Here is an 18,375-nt window from a genome sequence, read left to right as displayed (position 1 = left end):
AAAAGCTATGTTTTAACCACAATTTATTAAAAATATTGACAATAAAATCACTTGTAAAACAGCAAGATTGCAAGCATTTTCGCAATAATTCCTTATTAAGAGATACTATTAACCTATATTTGTTGCATTGAATGAACAGAAGAAGAGTTTTTTACTATGAAAAATAATAAGCAGGGATTGGTGCGCAATTTAGCTATGCATGTAAATTCATGCTCATCTAATTTATTTAAATCATTTGGTTTTAAATCGAATAGTTCAATGAATTCGAAGAATACGATAGTTAAAAGTGCTGTAGTGAAGCATATTGTATGTTCGCTGATAAGCCTGCTTGCTGTAGTATCCTTTGTGTGCTTGTCTGCACAAAGCTCCATGAATATGAATTTGATGGGCATAAATTCGTTAGAATTAAGCAAAGAAGCATCTAATTCGTCTACGTCAAACCTGTCTATTAAAAACCCGATTATTAAACAAAAAAACGTTGCACGTAGTGTTGGCTGGGTTCGATCTGTTGATGTAGTGCGCTATGTGCTGGCTTCAATTCGTAATGCACGTTCGCGTTTATACGACGATCGTAGTATTTACTTTGAAGGAATTCCTTTGCAAGATTATGTGAGTCGTTGCGGTTTAACTAAACAAGCTTATGTGAATAATATTCAATACGATTCCGCAAATGAAGAGGATGCGTATCGTCGCGCACAAGAGACTGCTCAACATGGTAAATTTGGTCATTTTGCTCCAGATGGTAAAAGCGCACCTGATTTTAATGGTAGAAAAGCTTGGGGTGAAAACTTAAGCTGGGGTACAGATCTTGCTGGTTCTATGCGTTTATGGATTCAAAATGAAGAGGGACCATTGCGCGCTACTCGTGGTGCCTTTACTGACGAGAATGGTCATTTGTATCAAATTTTGAATCCACGAAATATCTCCTTTGGTTATGGTGAAGCTCAAGGCGGTCCGTACGGCATTGTTGGTGATTTAACTTTGTCGGAATATAACGGTGATATTGACTATCCTGATGGCAAAATTGGTTATGGAAGCCCTCAAGTTTATCAGCGTCCTGCTGCAGTAGCGAATAATACTAAGGCAGCTAAATCCGATAAGGATAAAAAGGACGACAAGGATAAAAAAGATAAGAAAGATAAGAAGGACGATAAAAATAAGAAAAAACATAAGGGTGATAGATCTAGCAAAAAGAAAGCATTTGGAAAAAATAAGCATTTAGCCAATAAGGTTAATTCTCAAATTGCAAATAGTAAAGATTCCGCTAAAAATACTGAAAAAACTGGTATTTCTGGAATGGTGGTTGCTGTAATTGCAATGGTAATTATTCTTTGTGCTGTAGTTGTATTTTCTATCTTACTTTATAAGTCACGCAAAAATGCGCGTGCAAAAGCTGCTTCTGTAGACACTGCTGTTGCTAATACTGATACTGCTGTTGCTGATGCTGAAGCTGTAGCAGAAGTTGCTGATGCTGCTGTTGATAATGATTATGCTGCTGATAATGCTCCTGCTGTAGCAGAAGAAGCTGTTTCAAATGGGACTATTTCGCAAGATTTTGCTGCAGAAGAAGCTGTTTCTGCAGGTTCTGCCTCTGCGGAAGAATAAAAACTTATAAGGTTATATAAATTAAGCCTGCAAACGATTAGTAAAGAACGCTTGCAGGCTTTTCTATTTCTTATTTTCTATTTTCTGTGCTCAATTTGAGATGCTTTACCAAATGTGCACGCGCTCGCTTGGGTCGAGCCACATCTCGTCGCCTTCTTGAACATCGAACGCATCGTAGAACAAGTCAACGTTGCGAGCAATGCCGTTAGTGCGGCATTCGGCTGGGGAGTGCGGGTCGATTTGAAGCAGCTGTTCCGCAATTTCATTACGAGCCTTGGAACGCCATACTAACGCGTAGCTTAAGAAGAATCGCTGCAAAGCAGTGAAACCATCTACTTCAGGAGCGTTAAGCAAGGTTTCGCGAATAGCATCATCACTTCCGTTGATTTCTTGTCCCTTGCTCTTTTGCAAGGCGAAAGCGTATGCTTTAAGCGCAATAGTCACGCCGCTTAAATCGCCAATATTTTCGCCGATTGTTAAAGCACCGTTTACGTGAGGCATCGCATTGCGCTCTTCTTTGCTCTTCAAGTGAGAGTACTTAACAATAAGCTGCGTTGGTGTGAAAGCATTGTATTGCTCAATAAGCTTCTTAGTGCGCTCAGTGAAGTTGGTTTTGTCTTCTTCAGTCCACCAATTGTTAAGTACGCCGTCGCCGTCGTATTCGCAACCTTGATCGTCAAAACCGTGACCGATTTCATGACCAATCACGGCACCAATAGCACCATAATTTGCTGCGTCTGGAGCGCTTGGGTTAAAGAATGGTGGTTGCAAAATAGCAGCTGGGAACACGATTACGTTCAGCAGAGGATCGTAGTAAGCGTTCACAGTTTGCGGAGTCATCTGCCACTCTTCGCGATCCACAGGATTTCCGGCTTTTGCAGTATTTTTACCAAAGCCAAATCGATAAACTTCGCGCATATTCTCAACTAAATCAGCGTCTTCCTTAATATTTAGCGCAGAGTAGTCAACCCAATGGTTTGTGTAACCAATATTTGGCTCAAATTTACTAATCTTTTCCAAAGCCTTCGCTTTAGTTTCCTCGCCAAGCCAGCTGCTGTGAGAAATCGACTCGCGGTAAGCGTTAATAAGATTGTCAACTAAGCCTTGCATATATTCCTTAGAAGACTCAGGGAAATGCAATCGCACGTATTCGCGTCCAACTTCCTCGCCGCAGGCATCGTCAACAACTCCGACTGCTCGCTTCCAGCGGTCGCGTTGCTTTGTGGCTCCAGAAAGCACCTTGCCGTAGAAGTCGAATCTAGCTTCGGCAAAGTCTTCACTCAGTAAGATTGCCCAGCACAAAATCACGTGCACGCGTGCCCAAAGCTTTAAATCTTCTAAGTTAGTTTCCTGCCAAATCTTATTCAATCCTTCTATAAAGCTTGGCTCGTGAACTACTACTTTGCTAAAAGCTTCACGAAGATTGATTGGTTGATGTTCTGCTTCTTCGCAAGTTTCGTACGCTTTTTGTGCAGCATCTAAGAAAGCGTCGAGATTCAGCGCTTCAAGATTTTTTGCCAAATCAGCATAATTGCAAGGATTATAAGTTTTTTGAGAATCGCGAGTTGCCACGTTATCCCAATGATGCTTCGCGATTTTAGTTTCAACATTCAAAAAACGCTCGGCTTGAGCTTGGGTAGTGGCGGTATCTCCGTAACCAGCCAATCTCAACAACGAAGCTACCATTTTTACATATTCAGTGCGAATTGGAGCGTAGTTATCTTCGCGATAGTATGCTTCGTCTGGCAAGCCCAATCCCGATTGCTCAATATGCATAATATTCGTCTTAGGATCTTTAGGATCTCCGTAAACTCCAAAATAAAACATTGCATCTGGACCGCCGTACGGATTAAGCGCGCCAATAGTGCGAACCAAATCTTCCTTAGTTTCTGCTGAATCCACAGCGTCTAGATCGCCCTTAATTGGCGTAATTCCAGCTTTTTCAATAGATGCGGTATCCAAATAGTTACGGTATAAGGTTTGCGACTTTTTGGCTGGGCAATTTTCGTTTTCTAAAATATCTCGAATTTGCTTTTCTGCATCTTCTGCAAGCTTGTGGAAAGCACCATACATTGGTTTGTCTTCTGGGAGAGTGTAAGTGTCAATCCAAGGACCATTTACGTAACGGAATAAATCGTCTTGTGGACGAGTAGCCGACGAGAAGGAGGCAGGGTCGAAATCTACAGCAGAAATTTCCTTCTGCGATTCCTTATTATTACTATTGTTTTCATTGTTGTTAGACATGTGATTAGCTTACAAGTATTAAGCGACACTATTAGTTAGTATTTTCGCTATATTTTGCTTTATTTTCGTGCCTGCGCGTTAGTCTTGAAGCATGATTGAACTTAAAACTCCATCTGAAATTGAAGCGATGAAGCCTGCAGGTCGCTTCGTCGGTAGTATTCTTAAAGACTTGAAAGCAATGACCAAAGTTGGCACGAATCTTCTTGAGATTGATGACTTCGTTCGTCAGCGAATTATGAGCCGCAAAGGTGCGTCTTCTTGCTATGTTGATTACGCTCCTGATTTTGGTACAGGTCCTTTTGCGCACTATATTTGCACTTCTGTAAACGATGCTGTCCTTCACGGAGTTCCTTTTGATTATAACCTTAAAGACGGCGATTTGTTGACCCTTGATTTGGCAATTAACGTCGATGGATGGGTTGGTGATTCCGCTATTAGTTTTGTGGTTGGAAAGCATGCTGATCCTGAGGATTTACGCTTAATTAAGTGCACTGAGGAAGCTCTTGAGGCTGGTATTAATATGGCTCAGCCTGGCAACCGTCTTGGCGATATTTCTGCAGCTGTTGGTTGCGTTGCTCACGAGTATGGTTATAGCGTAAATCTTGAGTTTGGCGGTCACGGAGTCGGTCATATTATGCACGGCGATCCGCATGTTCCTAACGATGGAACTGCTCACCATGGCTACAAGCTTCGCCCAGGTCTTGTGATTGCAATTGAGCCATGGTTCTTAAAGACTACTGACGAAATTTACCAGGATCCTAAGGATGGTTGGACTCTTCGCTCTGCTGATGGTTCTCGCGGTGCACACACTGAGCATACGATTGCAATTACGGAAAACGGTCCTGAGATTTTGACCGTGCGCTAAACTTATCAATAGTTGATTTTGTAAGTATTTTGCGAGTAGTAATTGCGTAAAACAGGTATGTAAAGAGGTACTTTAAGTAAATGGCGGAATTTGATTTTTCCCAAGCGTTAAATGATGTTGAAGCAAAGTATTCTTTGATTTCTAAAGCACTAGATGTCGATTCGTTGAAGGCTACGATTGCTGATTTAGAAAAGCAGGCTGCAGAGCCTGGACTTTGGGACGATTCTGAGCATGCTCAGCAAGTCACGAGTAAGCTTTCTGCAGCTCAGTCTCAATTGAAGCGTTTGCAAGCTGTTGAACAGCGTATTGAAGATACTAAGACTTTAATTGAGCTTGGTGAAGAAGAAGGCGATGCTGATTCAATGAATGAGGCTCAAGAAGAGCTTGGAAATATTGCTCACGAGTTGGACGATATGGAAGTTCAGACTCTTCTTGACGGCGAGTATGACGCTCGTTCTGCGGTTGTTACGATCCGTTCTGGTGCGGGCGGTGTGGATGCTGCCGATTTTGCTCAAATGCTTCTTCGTATGTACTTGCGCTGGGCTGAGCGAAACGGCTATAAAACTAAGATGATGGACACGTCTTATGCAGAAGAGGCTGGTATTAAATCAGCCACTTTCCAAGTGGATGCCCCGTACGCGTATGGTCGTCTTTCTGTAGAAGGTGGCACTCACAGAATGGTTCGTATTTCGCCATTCGACAATCAAGGACGTCGCCAAACTGGTTTTTCTGCTGTTGAAGTAATTCCTCTTGTTGAAGCTACGGATCATATTGATATTCCGGATTCGGATATTCGCGTGGATACTTTCCAGGCTTCAGGGCCAGGAGGTCAGGGCGTGAACACTACGTATTCTGCTGTTCGTATTACGCATTTGCCAACCGGCTTGGTTGTTTCTATGCAAGATGAGCGAAGTCAGATTCAGAACCGCGCCGCTGCAATGGCAGTTTTGCAATCGCGTTTGCTTGTGCTTAAGCATGCTGAGGAAGCTGCAAAAAAGAAGGAACTTGCTGGAGATATTAAGGCAAGTTGGGGAGATCAAATGCGCTCTTACGTGCTTCACCCTTATCAGATGGTGAAGGATTTGCGCACTGGCTACGAAACTTCGCAAACTCAGGCTGTTTTTGACGGCGATATTGACGGTTTTATTGAAGCTGGTATTCGTTGGCGTCACGAGCAGCGAGTTGCGGCTCAAAAAGAAACTGAAGCAGAATCTTAAAAACTAAAGCTAGAACTAAAAACCAACGATTACACATAATCTTCGGAAGGAATTGAAACAATGTCGCTGATTTCATTAGATCATGTGTCAAAAATATATCCTCGAGGTACACGTCCTGCATTAGACGATGTGTCTTTGCATGTAGATCGCGGAGATTTTGTGTTTCTTGTTGGCGCTTCCGGTTCTGGTAAAACTACATTGCTTAGTTTGCTGCTTCGCGAAGAAGAAGCAAATGGTGGGGAAATTCACGTAGCCGGTAACGATTTGCGCAGACTTTCTAACCGACAGGTGCCGCAGTATCGTAGATCTCTTGGCTTTATTTTTCAGGATTATAAGCTGCTTAATAATAAAACAGTTTACCAAAATGTTGCTTTTGCTTTGGAAGTGATTGGCACGAGTCGGTCTACGATTCGTTCACTTGTTCCTCGTGTTCTTGAAACGGTTGGTTTGACTGGTAAAGAAAATAATTACCCACATGAGCTTTCTGGTGGTGAGGCGCAGCGAGTTGCAATTGCTCGCGCATATGTCAATCACCCTCAAATTATTCTTGCAGATGAGCCTACTGGTAATTTGGATCCAACTACTTCTCTTGGAATTATGGAAGTTTTGGATGCTATTAACCGAACTGGTACAACGATTGTTATGGCTACGCATAATGAGGAAATTGTGAACTCAATGCGTAAGCGCGTTGTGGAGCTTCATGCTGGCAAAATTGTGCGTGATGAGCGTGAAGGATCATATGATTCTGCATTGTATTTCCCGGATAGTGAAGTTGAGCATAATTCTAAAGCACAACAAACTGTTGAAAATTCTCAAGATCAATCAGATAGTGATGCTCAAAAATCAATTGCTCAATCTGAGCATACTGAACGTCATAAGAGGCTTTCTAAAAAAGCTCAACGTGCTGCTCAGGCGCGTGAAGTTGTTGACATGGTAACGCAATCGTTGAAGAGTGACACTTCAGAAAATGAAGGAATTGCACGTTTGGCTCAGTCTGTCCATTCTGGCAGAACTGGTCGTTACGGCGAAGTGTTCCAGTCTTTGGAAACAACGATGACTTGGGGACGCGGATTGATTTCTGCAAACGATAATGAAGATGTTGAAGAGAATGATTCAGAAGTTGAGATTTCGGAAGATAATAAAGAATCCTATGAAACTGCCGAATCTCACGAAACTGCTGAAACTGCTGAAACTAATGAATCTACTGAATCTACTGAATCTACTGAAAACTCTGAAGTGAGCGGAGAATCACAATCCGAAACCAGCGATGAGTTGCAATCAGAAGCAGAAAGTAAGTTGCAATCCGATGCTGAATCTGAGCGTAAATCTCAGCTTCCTCCTATGCCTCCAGCTCCGCCTAAGCCACCTGTTGCAGCTGAAAATACTAATAATGAGAACATTAGTGTTGACGATAGCAATAATGACATTAATAAAACTGAAGGAGCAGAGTAATGCGTTTACGATTTATTTTTTCCGAAACTTGCATTAGTTTGCGTCGTAATGTTTCGATGATTCTTTCGGTTATGCTTGTAACGTTCATTTCTTTCCTTTTTATTGGTGTTTCAGTGCTTATGCAAGCGCAGATTACCAAGGCAAAAGGTGACTGGTATGACAAAGTAGAAGTGGTTGCCTGGCTGTGCCCGGATGGAACTAGCCAATCTCCTTCTTGTGCTTCTGGAAAAGCGCCTACTAGTGCCGAAATTGTAAAATTGGAGCATATTATTCACCAAGAATTAGGCGATGATGTTTCAAATATCACTTATGTTAGCCGCAACGAATTTTATAAAAACACATTCTTAAAGCAATATCCTAACGGAATGTATCAAGGACGTACTTTAACTGCGGCAGACATGCAAGATTCGTTGCGCTTGAAGCTTACTAATCCTATGAAATATCAGGTTGTTTCAGAAGTTCTTTCTGGACGCGATGGTGTGGAAGAAGTTGTTGATCAGCGTCAGATTTTTGATCCTGTTTTCAGTGTGCTTAATCGCGCTACTGTTGTGACAATTGTGCTTGCAGCGGTTATGGTTGTTGTAGCTATTATGCTTACTGGCACTACGATTCGAATGTCTGCTGCTAGCCGTCGTCAAGAAACCGAAATTATGCGCTTAGTTGGTGCCTCTAACTGGACTATTCGTATGCCGTTTATTCTTGAAGGAGCGTTCGCGTCGTTTGTAGGTTCTTTACTTGCTGGTGCTGCGCTAAGTTTAGTAGTTAAAATTTTTGTAACTGATTGGCTTGCGCAGAATGTGCGTTGGATGCCATTTGTTACTCAAACAACTGTGTGGCTATGCGTTCCAATACTTGTAGCTGGTGCAGTGGTGTTATCTATAGTTGCTTCTGCTATTGCTTTGAGACGATACTTAAAAGCTTAAAATGCAAAATAATAGGTGTGTAATTATTTGCGTTATTTTCGTATGAGTATTGTAAAAGTACTATTTTAGAAGATTTGAAGTAGAAACTCGCGTGATTCCTTGCATTACGGTATAATTCGCAATAGTGATGTTGAAAGGGAAGTGATATGAGCGAAGATCGACATAGCATGTATGCAATTCGACGCACTCATACTGTAGTGAGTTTAATAGTTGCTATTTCAATGATGTTTGCTGGTGTTGCTGGTGCATTATTTAATGCGTCTACAGCAAGTGCTGTCAACATGAAGGAATATAGGCGCAAAATACAACGAAACGAGAATTTGAAGCGCCAACTTGCTGGCGTAAGTAAACAACTTGCAAATAAGATCATTGAATTGAATGATTTAAATGAGCATAAAATTCCAAATCAAATACGAGCTGCTCAACAAGCAGAAGAGCAAGCTTCTCAGGCGCGCAGTCTTGTAGAATCAACGCAGCAGCGTCTAGAGTCTGCACAAAAAGATAAGCGTGATTTGGAAGAGAAAATTAAAAAAACTGGTGAAGATTTTGATGATGCTAAGGCTGCTGTAGCACAGCTTGCTCGTAAGAGTTTCCATGGTTCTCAGGCATCTAATGTTATGGATATTGTGACTAAATCAACTACCACAGAACAGTTTGTTGGAAAGTTACAATCCGAGGCTGCTGTTGCTAGAAGTGAAGCAAACGCTGCTAATGATGCTGCTATCAAGTTGAATACTTCTATGAATCGTCGTCAGCGTTTGGCTGCTATTGAAGCAGAAATAACCAAGTTAAAGCAGCAGGCGGATGCCCAAGCGCAAAGTGCTCAAATCGCTGCGAAAGCTGCCAATGATCGCAAAAAGTCCTTGCAAAGTTTGCGAGATCATGGTGAAGAGATTCGTAAGCAGCTGGAAGGTCAAAAGAGTAGTTTGACTTCTCAGTCTGCGCGTGAGGCTGCAGAAATTATAGCAATGAAATCTGCCATCGATGCTCAAGCGCGTGCTCTTGCTAATAAGTCATTCGCTAAAGCCGATCCGAATGCTGGTAATCGTCAGCAATTGAATGGAAGTTCTGGGAAGAATGTTTACCTTCCTCCGATGCAACTTTCTAATGGCGCTGCTAATGGTATGAATTATACTGTTCCTGGAAATTGCGCAGAAGGTTCTAAGTTCTGCTACGGGCATAATACTGGAAACACTGTTGGTGGTTCTGCTTATCCTGCTCGTCAATGCACGTTATGGGCTTATTTGCGTCGTTCGCAACTTGGTCTGCCTGTTGGCTCCTACATGGGTAATGGTGCTGAGTGGGCGAATACTGCTCGTAGGTTTGGATATTTAGTTAATAGAATTCCACATGTTGGTGCTGTTATGGTGTTTGCTCGTGGCCAACGTGTTGGTAATTGGAATGCTGATTGGCAATATGGACATGTTGCGGTTGTGGAACGTGTGAATGCTGATGGATCAGTTCTTATTTCTGAAGGTGGAACTGGTTTTGCAACATTCCCTGCTTATGAAACTATTTATAATCCAGGCGATTATGAGTACATTCATTATTAAATATAAGCACTTCATAGTTTTCAATTTATTGAAATTGAAAACGTTGTAAGATTTACGACTTATTGTTCTTGCCATAAGATAGTAGTATCTTATGGCAAGTTTCTTTTGTGTGTGATGTGTACTGGAGGGGAATTATGGCAAATAAGCCTGCGCAAGATGGCACTGTTACTGTGGCACAAAACCGTAAAGCGCATCATGATTATGTAATTGAAGATTGTTATGAAGCAGGTCTTGCTCTTACTGGTACTGAAGTTAAGTCACTTCGCGAAGGGCGTGCTTCTTTAGCTGAATCATTTGTGAATATTGATCGTCGTGGTGAAATGTGGCTTGAAGGAGCAAATATTCCTGAATATTTAAACGGCACATGGAATAATCATGCTCCTAAGCGCAAGCGTAAGCTTCTGCTTCATGCTGCTGAGATTGCTAAGCTTTCTAGGCAAACTGAGGCGAAAGGCTACACTGTTGTGCCTTTGCGTTTGTATTTTAAGGGAAGCTACGTAAAAGTAGAAATTGCTTTAGCGCGCGGTAAAAAGGAATTTGATAAGCGTCAGGCTTTGCGTGAGGAGCAAGATAAGCGAGAGGCCTTGCGTGAAATGCGTTACCGTAATCTGCGTTCTCGTAGTATTGATTAAGAGTTGATGTTTCTTTTTATACGTTTTTGAAACACATGTGCGCTTCGCATGGGATAGAAAGTGCGACAATACGACACGCACATATTATACATTATTGCGAATAATATGCAGTTTTTGTTTATGAAAAGCATAATTATTGTGCAGATGTACTGCATGAGTATCTTCGTATATTCAATAATCGTATAAAAGGCTGTTGAATTTGTAGGGTTATCGTGTATAGTTATACACATTAATGCAAATTATAGATTCTTAGTACATACATGAGGAGAAGAACTATGTTTAAATCTATGAAGCCTGTTGCTATTGTTGCATCTTTAGTAATGATTGGCAGTATTGCTGCATGTGGACCTGCTGATTCTAAAGAAGCAGACCCTGATATTGCTCGTAGCTATGATATAAGTCATGTGCAAAAAGATGATGCTGTTGCAGCATTGGTACCAGCAGAAGTTGCAAAAACAGGAGAGTTAACTGTTGGTGTAAACGTAAGTTATGCCCCTGCAGAATTCTTTGCTGCAGACGGTAAAACTCCTGTAGGTTACGAAATTGATTTTTCGAAGGCTCTTGCAAAGGTCATGGGCTTAAAAGCAAAAATTATGCATGCTCAGTTTGACTCAATCATTCCAGCAATAGGAAGCAAATATAATGTCGGTATTTCTGGTTTTACAGTAAATGCTGAACGTATGAAGTCTGTAGACTTTATTACTTATGCAAACGCAGGTTTGTCTTTTGAAGTGCGTAAGGGAAATCCTACTAAGGTAGATCCAAAGAACCTTTGTGGCAAGAAAGTAACTTTGGAAACTGGAACTGTTGGCGAACCTATTATGGAGGAAGCAAAGAAACAGTGCGCAGCTAAAGGGAATAAGCCTCTTGAAATCATGAGCTTCAAGGAGCAAACTGACGCAACTACCGCACTTCTTTCCGGTCGCGCTGATGTTATGTATGCAGATACTCCTGTTGCCGGTTACGCTTCAATTAAGAATCCTGGAAAGCTTGAAATTTTGGAAAACAGCAAGGATTCTGAACCAATGGGAGCGGCTGTTAAAAAGGGTGATGCAGCGATGTTGAAGGCTGTAAAAGCTGGTATTGATAAGCTTATGAAGTCCGGCGTCTACAAGGATATCTTGAAGAAGTGGGGCGTTGAAGATGTTGCTATTGAAAAGTCTGTAGTTAATCCAAAACTATAAAACTTTAGCTATCAAACTTTAGCTATCAAATAATCGAATAATTATCTAAAATGATATCGTTAATCTGAGTCGTGATTTAATTCTCGGCTCAGATTGTTTCTTTACTTTGCTGTTTTTGTATAAACGTACTTATTGGAGCATATTTTGAATTCTTTAATTGGTAACTCTGCTAAGAGCAAGTCCGGAGTAGCTAACTCTGAACGTATTTTGCCAGTAAAAAAGCCAGGACCTATTATTGCCGGAGTCATTGTAGCTGTAATAGCATGTTCGCTTCTTTACAGTATTATTACTAACCCTCGTTTTGAATGGCAAGTAGTCGGAATATATTTAATAAGCGATAACGTGCTTTCTGGTATTGGCTGGACGTTACTTCTTACGCTAATTGCTATGGTAATTTCAATCGTGTTTGCTGTAGGCTTAGCGATGATGCGCAAGTCAGTTAATCCTGTGCTTCGTGGCGTAAGTTGGTTCTTTATTTGGTTTTTCCGTGGTACTCCTGTTTATACGCAGCTTGTATTTTGGGGCATGTTTGCGGTTCTTGTGCCGAGAATTGGTATTGGTATTCCTTTTACTTCTGTAGAATTTTGGTCTATTGATTCTAATGTAATTATGACTTCTCTTACTGCTGCTGTAGTTGGTTTGTCTTTGAATGAATCGGCTTATTTGTCGGAAATTGTTCGCGCAGGATTGGAAGCTGTCGATAGTGGACAAGTTGAAGCTGCTAAGGCTCTTGGAATGGGTAGAGCTTTAACTATGAGGCGTATAATTCTTCCTCAAGCAATGCGTATTATTGTTCCTCCGCTTGGTAACGAAACAATCGGTATGCTAAAAACGACTTCGTTAGTTCTTGCAGTTCCGTTTACTCTTGAATTGCAATTTGCTACAAATGCTATTGCTAACCGTATCTATAAACCAATTCCGCTTCTTCTTGTTGCGAGTATTTGGTATTTGATTATTACTTCCATTTTGATGGTTTTGCAATACATGCTCGAGAAGCATTTTGCTAAAGGTTTTGAAGCAAGAGATATTGTAAAGCATGCTCAACTTAATACTGATTCTGATCAGCGCGGCGATCAATCATTAGATGCTAAACGGAAAAATGTTAAAGGACGAAATGATGCTGCTATGCTCGGATTTAATGCCTAAATAAACGCATAATAGCTTAAATTTTAAATATTTTTCTTTGTAAACTTTAAATTTTGCATGAAACAAACAAATTGGATGTGAATAAATGGTAGAAGCAAAATCTAATCTTCCTGCGGTTGCTATTAACGACGTGCAGAAATCTTTCGGTCAATTGCATGTACTTAACGGTATTAATATGACAGTGAATCCAGGTAGCGTAACAGTTATTTTGGGTCCGTCCGGTTCTGGAAAATCGACGTTATTGCGTTTAATTAATCAACTAGAAACTTTGACTGCAGGAAGTATAAGTATTTATGGCGAGCGCATCGGCGTAAAGCAAGTAATGCATAAAGGTGAGAAGTGCCTGCAGGCTCTTAACGACAAAGAAATTGCTCAACAGCGTGCGAAGCTTGGCATGGTATTCCAGCGTTTTAATTTATTCCCTCATATGACGGCTTTAGAAAACGTTATGGAAGCTCCTATTCATGTTATGCATATGAAAGCTCAAGAAGCGCGCGATTTAGCTATTGAAGAGTTAAAGCGAGTTGGCATGGATGAGCGTATGAACCATTATCCTGCAGAACTTTCAGGCGGTCAGCAGCAGCGCGTTGCAATTGCTCGCGCTCTTGCTATGAAACCGGAAATTATGCTATTTGACGAGCCAACATCTGCGCTAGATCCAGAGCTTGTAGGTGAAGTGTTAACCGTTATGCGAAATCTTGCTAAAGATGGCATGACTATGATTGTAGTAACTCACGAAATTGGTTTTGCGCGTGAGGTTGCAGATCAGGTTGTGTTTATGGATGGCGGTGTCATAGTTGAGCAGGGTAGTGCAGATATTATTACTAATCCGCAAACTGATCGTTTTAAAGATTTCCTAAATCACGTATTGTAATTTACGTAAGAAACGTATCTTATTTATGTAGTTTTGCATAGTTTTTGTGTGCTTCTCTGGCGTGCACTCGCTCGCATAACGTACAATAGAAGATTATGTGTGGCATTGTAGGATACGCAGGTTTTGGAAAAGTTTGTGCAAAACCTTTAGAAGTTTGTTTAGGTGGGTTAGAGCGTCTAGAATATCGCGGATATGACTCTTCGGGCGTAGCTTTAGTTGCTCCTGGGATGAAATGTGCGACTGTGAGAAAGAAAGCTGGTCGTTTATCTGTTCTTCGCAATGATATTGATGCAAACCCTATGCCTGAGGCGAGTGCAGCTATTGGTCATACTCGTTGGGCTACTAATGGTGCTCCTTGTGACATTAATGCGCATCCTCATACTAGTGCAGATGGCAAAATCGCGCTTATTCATAATGGCATTATTGAAAATGCTGTTGTATTAAAAGAGCAGCTTCACGAAGAAGGATACGAATTTTCTTCTCAAACAGATACTGAAGTTGCTGCAAAATTACTTGGCAAAATTGCGAATGATATTGTAAACGAAACTGGTAAGCCTGATTTATTCACAGCTCTTCGTCGTACTGCAAAAATGTTAAAAGGAGCTTTCACATTACTTGCTGTTGACGTTCGTCAGCCTGGTATTGTGGCTGCTGTTCGTCACGATTCGCCTTTGGTCGTAGGTCTTGGAGACGGTGAATATTTCCTTGGCTCTGACGTTGCAGCTTTTGTTGCTTATACGGATCGAGTCTTGGAAGTTGGTCAAGATCAAGCTGTGTGCATTGGAGATGTAGATGGCAGCGGCAAGGCATCTTTGCTTCTAACTGATTTTGACAATAATATTGTTGAAAATCCTACTTGTTTTACGGTTGATTGGGATGCTTCTGCAGTAGAAAAAGGCGGTTGGGATTCCTTTATGGATAAGGAAATTCATGAGGATCCACATGCTGTCGCTGACACTTTGCGAGGTCGCTTTGATGCGCAAGGAAATATTGTGCTAGATGAAGTGCATATTAGCCAAGATGTTTTGCGTTCAATAGATAAAATTATTGTTGTTGCTTGCGGAACTGCAAGTTATGCCGGATTGGTTGCAAAATATGCTATCGAGCATTGGGTTCGTGTGCCTGTAGAAGTTGAATTAGCGCATGAGTTTAGATATCGTGATCCTATTTTGACTCATCGCACGCTGGTTGTTGCTATTTCGCAATCTGGTGAAACAATGGACACGCTTATGGCTTTGCGCCATGCGCGCGAGCAAGGTAGTCGAGTTCTTGCAATTTGCAATACGCAAGGTTCTAGCATTCCGCGCGAATCTGATGCAGTTCTTTACACGCATGCAGGTCCAGAAATAGCAGTTGCATCTACTAAAGCTTTTGTTGCGCAAATAGTTGCAGCCTATATGCTTGGTCTGTTTTTGGCGCAAGTAAAAGGCACTATGTATCGCGACGAAATTCAGCAAATCGTTGCGCAATTAAAAGAGATGCCGGATAAAATTCAGCATGTACTTGATACACAATCTGAATCAATTATGAAAGCTGCTGAGCATACTCTGGAAGCTAAATCTTTCCTTTTCTTAGGTCGACATGTTGGATATCCTGTTGCGCTAGAAGGTGCGTTGAAGCTTAAGGAAATTGCGTATACCTTTACTGAAGGTTTTGCTGCGGGTGAGCTTAAGCACGGTCCTATTGCGCTTGTAGATGAAGGTGAGCCGGTAGTTGTGATTGTGCCATCTTCTCGCGGTCGTGATGTGCTTCATGCGAAAGTTATTTCTGGAATTGAAGAAGTTAAAGCGCGCGGAGCTTTCACTATAGCTGTTGCAGAAGAGGGTGATCCAGATGCTTCTCGCTATGCAGATATTGTGTTCTGGCGTCCTAAATGTGCGACTTTGCTAAGTCCTCTTGTAGATGTAGTTGCATTGCAATTATTTGCAATGGATATGGCAAAGTTAAAAGGTTATGATGTTGATAAGCCTCGTAATCTTGCAAAGTCTGTAACTGTTGAGTAAGCGCATAACAACGTTGAGTAACATAAAGTAACGGATGGCAAATCTTATGTCTGCATTTGCAAGAATTTTGCAACAACGCAATCATTTTGGACGCTTGCTTCTGTCGATACTTTGTGTTTTTTCTTTGCTGTTTTCTTGCGGATGCGGAACTAAAGATTCTAGAACTCAAATTAGTGTTTGGTCTTGGGAACCAAGCATGAAACGACTTGCTGAAGAATTTGAATTACATAATCCAGATGTTCATGTAACTGTAAAAGATACTAGCGGATATAGCAATCTTAATAGTGCTATTCAAGATGGCTATGGTATGCCAGATATTGTTCAATTAGAATATTTTGCTCTTCCGCAATATGCTGTAAGTGGACAGCTTTTAGATATTACTGATCGTGTGAAAAATACTCGCACATTCTATACTCCTGGAACATGGTCTTCTGTGCAACTTGGTGGACGTGTTTACGGTTTGCCGATGGATTCTGGCCCAATGGCTTGGTTTTATAATGATGACGTGTTTAAGCAGGCTGGTGTAGATGCCACAAAAATACACACTTGGGAAGATTACCGTCACGCTGCTCGTAAGCTTAAAGATATCGGTGTGTATATTGCAGCAGACTCAGGTGACGCAAGTTTTTATAACGCTATGATTTGGCTTGCAGGTGGACACCCGTTTATGACTTCTCATGATGGGAAAACAGTTACTGTTAGATTGAGCAAAGATAAGGGTACTGAAGAGTTTACAAAGTTCTGGCAATCAATGATTGATGAAGGATTGATTGACATTAGAACTACAACTTGGAGTCAACGCTGGAAGAACGGTGTTGGAGCTGGTAAGATTGCTTCTGTTTTCTCAGGAGCCTGGATGCCGTCTTTGCTTCTGGAAAATGTGCCTGGAACTGCAGGATTGTGGAAGGTGACGAATGTGCCAACTATGCACGGAGAAAAGCGTAATGCAGAAATGGGCGGTTCTTCGTTATCTGTGCTTAAATCGAGTCGTAAGCCTGAAGCAGCAATGCGATTTGTGAATTTTGTATGCCATGATATGCATGGAATTCGTACTCGTGTCAATGGTGGAGCGTTTCCTGCAGATGTTGTTACGCTTAGAGATAAGTCATTTTTAGATAGAGCTACTATTCGTGATTCACGAGGCATTGATATACCTTATTTTGGCGGCCAGAAGTTTAATCGTGTATTTGCAGATGCCGCTAATCGCGTGGATACGGGATACAGGTATTTGCCTTTTGAAGTGTATTCGCGAAGTGATTTTAGAGCAACTATGGGTCAAGCATATGACTGGAGTGTTAAATCTTTAGCTAGATTAAACGTGCAAGCCATGATTGATGCTGGTGTTACTCAAGATGATGGAAGTAAATTGTGGCTTCCAGATGATCCTGGTAAACGTATTTCTTTAAAAGATGGTCTTTTATTGTGGGAAAAAGATCTTCAAGAATATGGTTACAATCAAGGATTTGTAGTTAGATAATTTCGTAACGTATTAAAATTAAGTGATTTCGTAAAAGCAGCTTAATTTTGCGTAAAAGTAAGATCATTAGCAAAAGTAGTATAAATACAATAGGATAGTATAAATACACATACAATACGTGCGCGCGTGATTGCAGATTAACTTAATTAATCCGTAAATGTCAATATAGGAAGTAGGCACACATGTTATTAGCAGTAGACATTGGTAATACGAATATTGTGCTGGGTTTTTTGGAAAATAACCAAATTGTTGGCACTTATCGTATGACAACAAAGTCTAATCATACATCAGACGAGTATGGCATTATGATTGCGCAATTTTTGCATTTAAGCGGATTTACAATAAACGATGTTGAAGATGTTATCGTTGCTTCTGTTGTGCCGAAAGTTATGCATTCATTCCGCGCTAGTATTATCAAATTTCTTCATATTGATCCTATGATTGTAGGTCCTGGTGTTAAAACCGGTATGAATATTCGTATTGATGAGCCAAGAACTCTTGGCGCGGATTGTTTAGCTGATTGCGTTGGTGCGTTTAGTGAGTATGGAGGATCTGTACTAGTTATTGATTTTGGTACGGCAACAACTTACAACTATATAGATAAAAGTGGTGCTATTACTTGCGGACTTATTTGCACAGGTATTCGTACTGCAGCTGCGGCACTTTGGGATAACACGGCTCAGCTTCCAGAAGTGGAAATAGCTAGACCGCAGTCTGTTCTTGCAAAATCTACTAAACTCGCAATGCAAGCTGGATTATATTACAGCTTCTTGGGTGGAATTGAGCGTACAATTGCACAATTTAAAACTGAAATAGACGAGCCATTTAAGGTAGTTGCTACTGGTGGCTTGGGTAGGCTTTTTGAAAATGACGTGCAATCGATTGATTATTACGATCCGGATCTTATTTTCAAAGGTATGGCTTCGATTTATCAGCGAAACTTGCGCTAATAGTAAATATCGTTTATTTGTTGTTTTTTGCTCCAAACGTGGGTAATTTTGCTCGTGCTTGGAGGGCTTTGGGTTGTGTTGTGCTCCAAATGTGAGGGAGGTCTGCCTTCGTCGATAAATATGAAGGCAGGATAGTTTTCGTTCTGTGTCAATGTTCAGAATAAAAAACCTCCGCAAATATTGCTACTTGCGAAGGTTTGTATGTAACTTATTTAAGATTTACGCTTTAACTGGCGCTTTACTTACGTTT

At 41.1% G+C, this 18,375-nt stretch carries 14 protein-coding genes; 13 read left to right on the top strand and 1 reads right to left on the bottom strand.

From position 1 onward, the window contains the following. Window positions 1-156: 156 nt before the first annotated feature. Entirely contained in the window at window positions 157-1,605 is a 1,449-nt protein-coding gene (locus HXT50_RS02985; RefSeq protein ID WP_421777007.1) for a CAP domain-containing protein, read from the top strand. Between the two features lie 105 nt (window positions 1,606-1,710). Here HXT50_RS02985 and HXT50_RS02980 read toward each other — a convergent pair whose 3' ends face one another. Further along, entirely contained in the window at window positions 1,711-3,849 is a 2,139-nt protein-coding gene (locus HXT50_RS02980; RefSeq protein ID WP_421777006.1) for a M13 family metallopeptidase, read from the bottom strand. A 91-nt stretch (window positions 3,850-3,940) separates the two neighbouring features. Between HXT50_RS02980 and map the strand changes: the two genes are divergently transcribed. The 12 genes from map to HXT50_RS02920 all read left to right on the top strand — a co-directional run bounded on the left by map (window position 3,941) and on the right by HXT50_RS02920 (window position 18,125). Next, entirely contained in the window at window positions 3,941-4,714 is a 774-nt protein-coding gene (gene map, locus HXT50_RS02975) for a type I methionyl aminopeptidase (RefSeq protein ID WP_004107450.1), read from the top strand. A gap of 80 nt (window positions 4,715-4,794) precedes the next feature. After that, window positions 4,795-5,931: a peptide chain release factor 2 gene (gene prfB / locus HXT50_RS02970; protein ID WP_421777005.1), complete on the top strand. Its 1,137-nt coding sequence runs from the start codon at window positions 4,795-4,797 to the stop codon at window positions 5,929-5,931. A gap of 60 nt (window positions 5,932-5,991) precedes the next feature. After that, entirely contained in the window at window positions 5,992-7,383 is a 1,392-nt protein-coding gene (gene ftsE, locus HXT50_RS02965) for a cell division ATP-binding protein FtsE (RefSeq protein WP_421777004.1), read from the top strand. After that, window positions 7,383-8,306 carry a permease-like cell division protein FtsX gene (gene ftsX, locus HXT50_RS02960; protein ID WP_004107457.1) on the top strand — a complete coding sequence of 308 codons (924 nt, stop codon included), beginning with the start codon at window positions 7,383-7,385 and terminating at the stop codon, window positions 8,304-8,306. The genes ftsE and ftsX overlap by 1 nt, the downstream gene beginning before the upstream one ends. A 146-nt stretch (window positions 8,307-8,452) precedes the next feature. Continuing rightward, window positions 8,453-9,859: a CHAP domain-containing protein gene (locus tag HXT50_RS02955; protein ID WP_421777003.1), complete on the top strand. Its 1,407-nt coding sequence runs from the start codon at window positions 8,453-8,455 to the stop codon at window positions 9,857-9,859. Window positions 9,860-9,993: 134 nt separating this feature from the next. After that, window positions 9,994-10,491 carry an SsrA-binding protein SmpB gene (smpB, locus tag HXT50_RS02950; protein ID WP_004107461.1) on the top strand — a complete coding sequence of 166 codons (498 nt, stop codon included), beginning with the start codon at window positions 9,994-9,996 and terminating at the stop codon, window positions 10,489-10,491. Window positions 10,492-10,766: 275 nt separating this feature from the next. Beyond that, window positions 10,767-11,675, top strand: coding sequence for an ABC transporter substrate-binding protein (locus HXT50_RS02945; RefSeq protein ID WP_004118845.1), 909 nt, complete (start codon window positions 10,767-10,769; stop codon window positions 11,673-11,675). 144 nt (window positions 11,676-11,819) lie between these two features. Next, on the top strand, window positions 11,820-12,821 hold the full coding sequence (locus HXT50_RS02940) for an amino acid ABC transporter permease (protein WP_004118856.1): 1,002 nt from the start codon (window positions 11,820-11,822) through the stop codon (window positions 12,819-12,821). An 85-nt stretch (window positions 12,822-12,906) separates the two neighbouring features. Further along, complete coding sequence (locus HXT50_RS02935; protein ID WP_004107481.1) at window positions 12,907-13,695, top strand: amino acid ABC transporter ATP-binding protein; 789 nt, start codon at window positions 12,907-12,909, stop codon at window positions 13,693-13,695. A 95-nt stretch (window positions 13,696-13,790) separates the two neighbouring features. Further along, a complete protein-coding gene (gene glmS / locus HXT50_RS02930) occupies window positions 13,791-15,698 on the top strand; it encodes a glutamine--fructose-6-phosphate transaminase (isomerizing) (protein WP_004118863.1) in 1,908 nt (635 codons plus the stop codon). 46 nt (window positions 15,699-15,744) lie between these two features. Then, complete coding sequence (locus tag HXT50_RS02925) at window positions 15,745-17,175, top strand: ABC transporter substrate-binding protein (protein ID WP_064340159.1); 1,431 nt, start codon at window positions 15,745-15,747, stop codon at window positions 17,173-17,175. 182 nt (window positions 17,176-17,357) lie between these two features. Beyond that, window positions 17,358-18,125, top strand: a complete 768-nt coding sequence (locus HXT50_RS02920) for a type III pantothenate kinase (RefSeq protein WP_004107486.1) — start codon at window positions 17,358-17,360, stop codon at window positions 18,123-18,125. Window positions 18,126-18,375 lie beyond the last annotated feature (250 nt).

The sequence above is a fragment of the Gardnerella sp. KA00243 genome (assembly GCF_049244105.1).
Classification (GTDB): Bacteria; Actinomycetota; Actinomycetes; order Actinomycetales; family Bifidobacteriaceae; genus Bifidobacterium; species Bifidobacterium leopoldii.
Note: the sequence above shows the minus strand (reverse complement) of the source record. Positions and strands in the feature narration are given on the sequence as shown.

What these genes read in the sequence shown, in the direction of transcription:
- smpB (WP_004107461.1), top strand. Translation starts at nt 9,994, where the DNA reads ATGGCAAATAAGCCTGCGCAAGATGGCACTGTTACTGTGGCACAAAAC.
- HXT50_RS02925 (WP_064340159.1), top strand. Translation starts at nt 15,745, where the DNA reads ATGTCTGCATTTGCAAGAATTTTGCAACAACGCAATCATTTTGGACGC.
- HXT50_RS02920 (WP_004107486.1), top strand. Translation starts at nt 17,358, where the DNA reads ATGTTATTAGCAGTAGACATTGGTAATACGAATATTGTGCTGGGTTTT.
- HXT50_RS02945 (WP_004118845.1), top strand. Translation starts at nt 10,767, where the DNA reads ATGTTTAAATCTATGAAGCCTGTTGCTATTGTTGCATCTTTAGTAATG.
- prfB (WP_421777005.1), top strand. Translation starts at nt 4,795, where the DNA reads ATGGCGGAATTTGATTTTTCCCAAGCGTTAAATGATGTTGAAGCAAAG.
- ftsX (WP_004107457.1), top strand. Translation starts at nt 7,383, where the DNA reads ATGCGTTTACGATTTATTTTTTCCGAAACTTGCATTAGTTTGCGTCGT.
- HXT50_RS02935 (WP_004107481.1), top strand. Translation starts at nt 12,907, where the DNA reads ATGGTAGAAGCAAAATCTAATCTTCCTGCGGTTGCTATTAACGACGTG.
- map (WP_004107450.1), top strand. Translation starts at nt 3,941, where the DNA reads ATGATTGAACTTAAAACTCCATCTGAAATTGAAGCGATGAAGCCTGCA.
- HXT50_RS02985 (WP_421777007.1), top strand. Translation starts at nt 157, where the DNA reads ATGAAAAATAATAAGCAGGGATTGGTGCGCAATTTAGCTATGCATGTA.
- HXT50_RS02980 (WP_421777006.1), bottom strand. Translation starts at nt 3,849, where the DNA reads ATGTCTAACAACAATGAAAACAATAGTAATAATAAGGAATCGCAGAAG.
- ftsE (WP_421777004.1), top strand. Translation starts at nt 5,992, where the DNA reads ATGTCGCTGATTTCATTAGATCATGTGTCAAAAATATATCCTCGAGGT.
- glmS (WP_004118863.1), top strand. Translation starts at nt 13,791, where the DNA reads ATGTGTGGCATTGTAGGATACGCAGGTTTTGGAAAAGTTTGTGCAAAA.
- HXT50_RS02955 (WP_421777003.1), top strand. Translation starts at nt 8,453, where the DNA reads ATGAGCGAAGATCGACATAGCATGTATGCAATTCGACGCACTCATACT.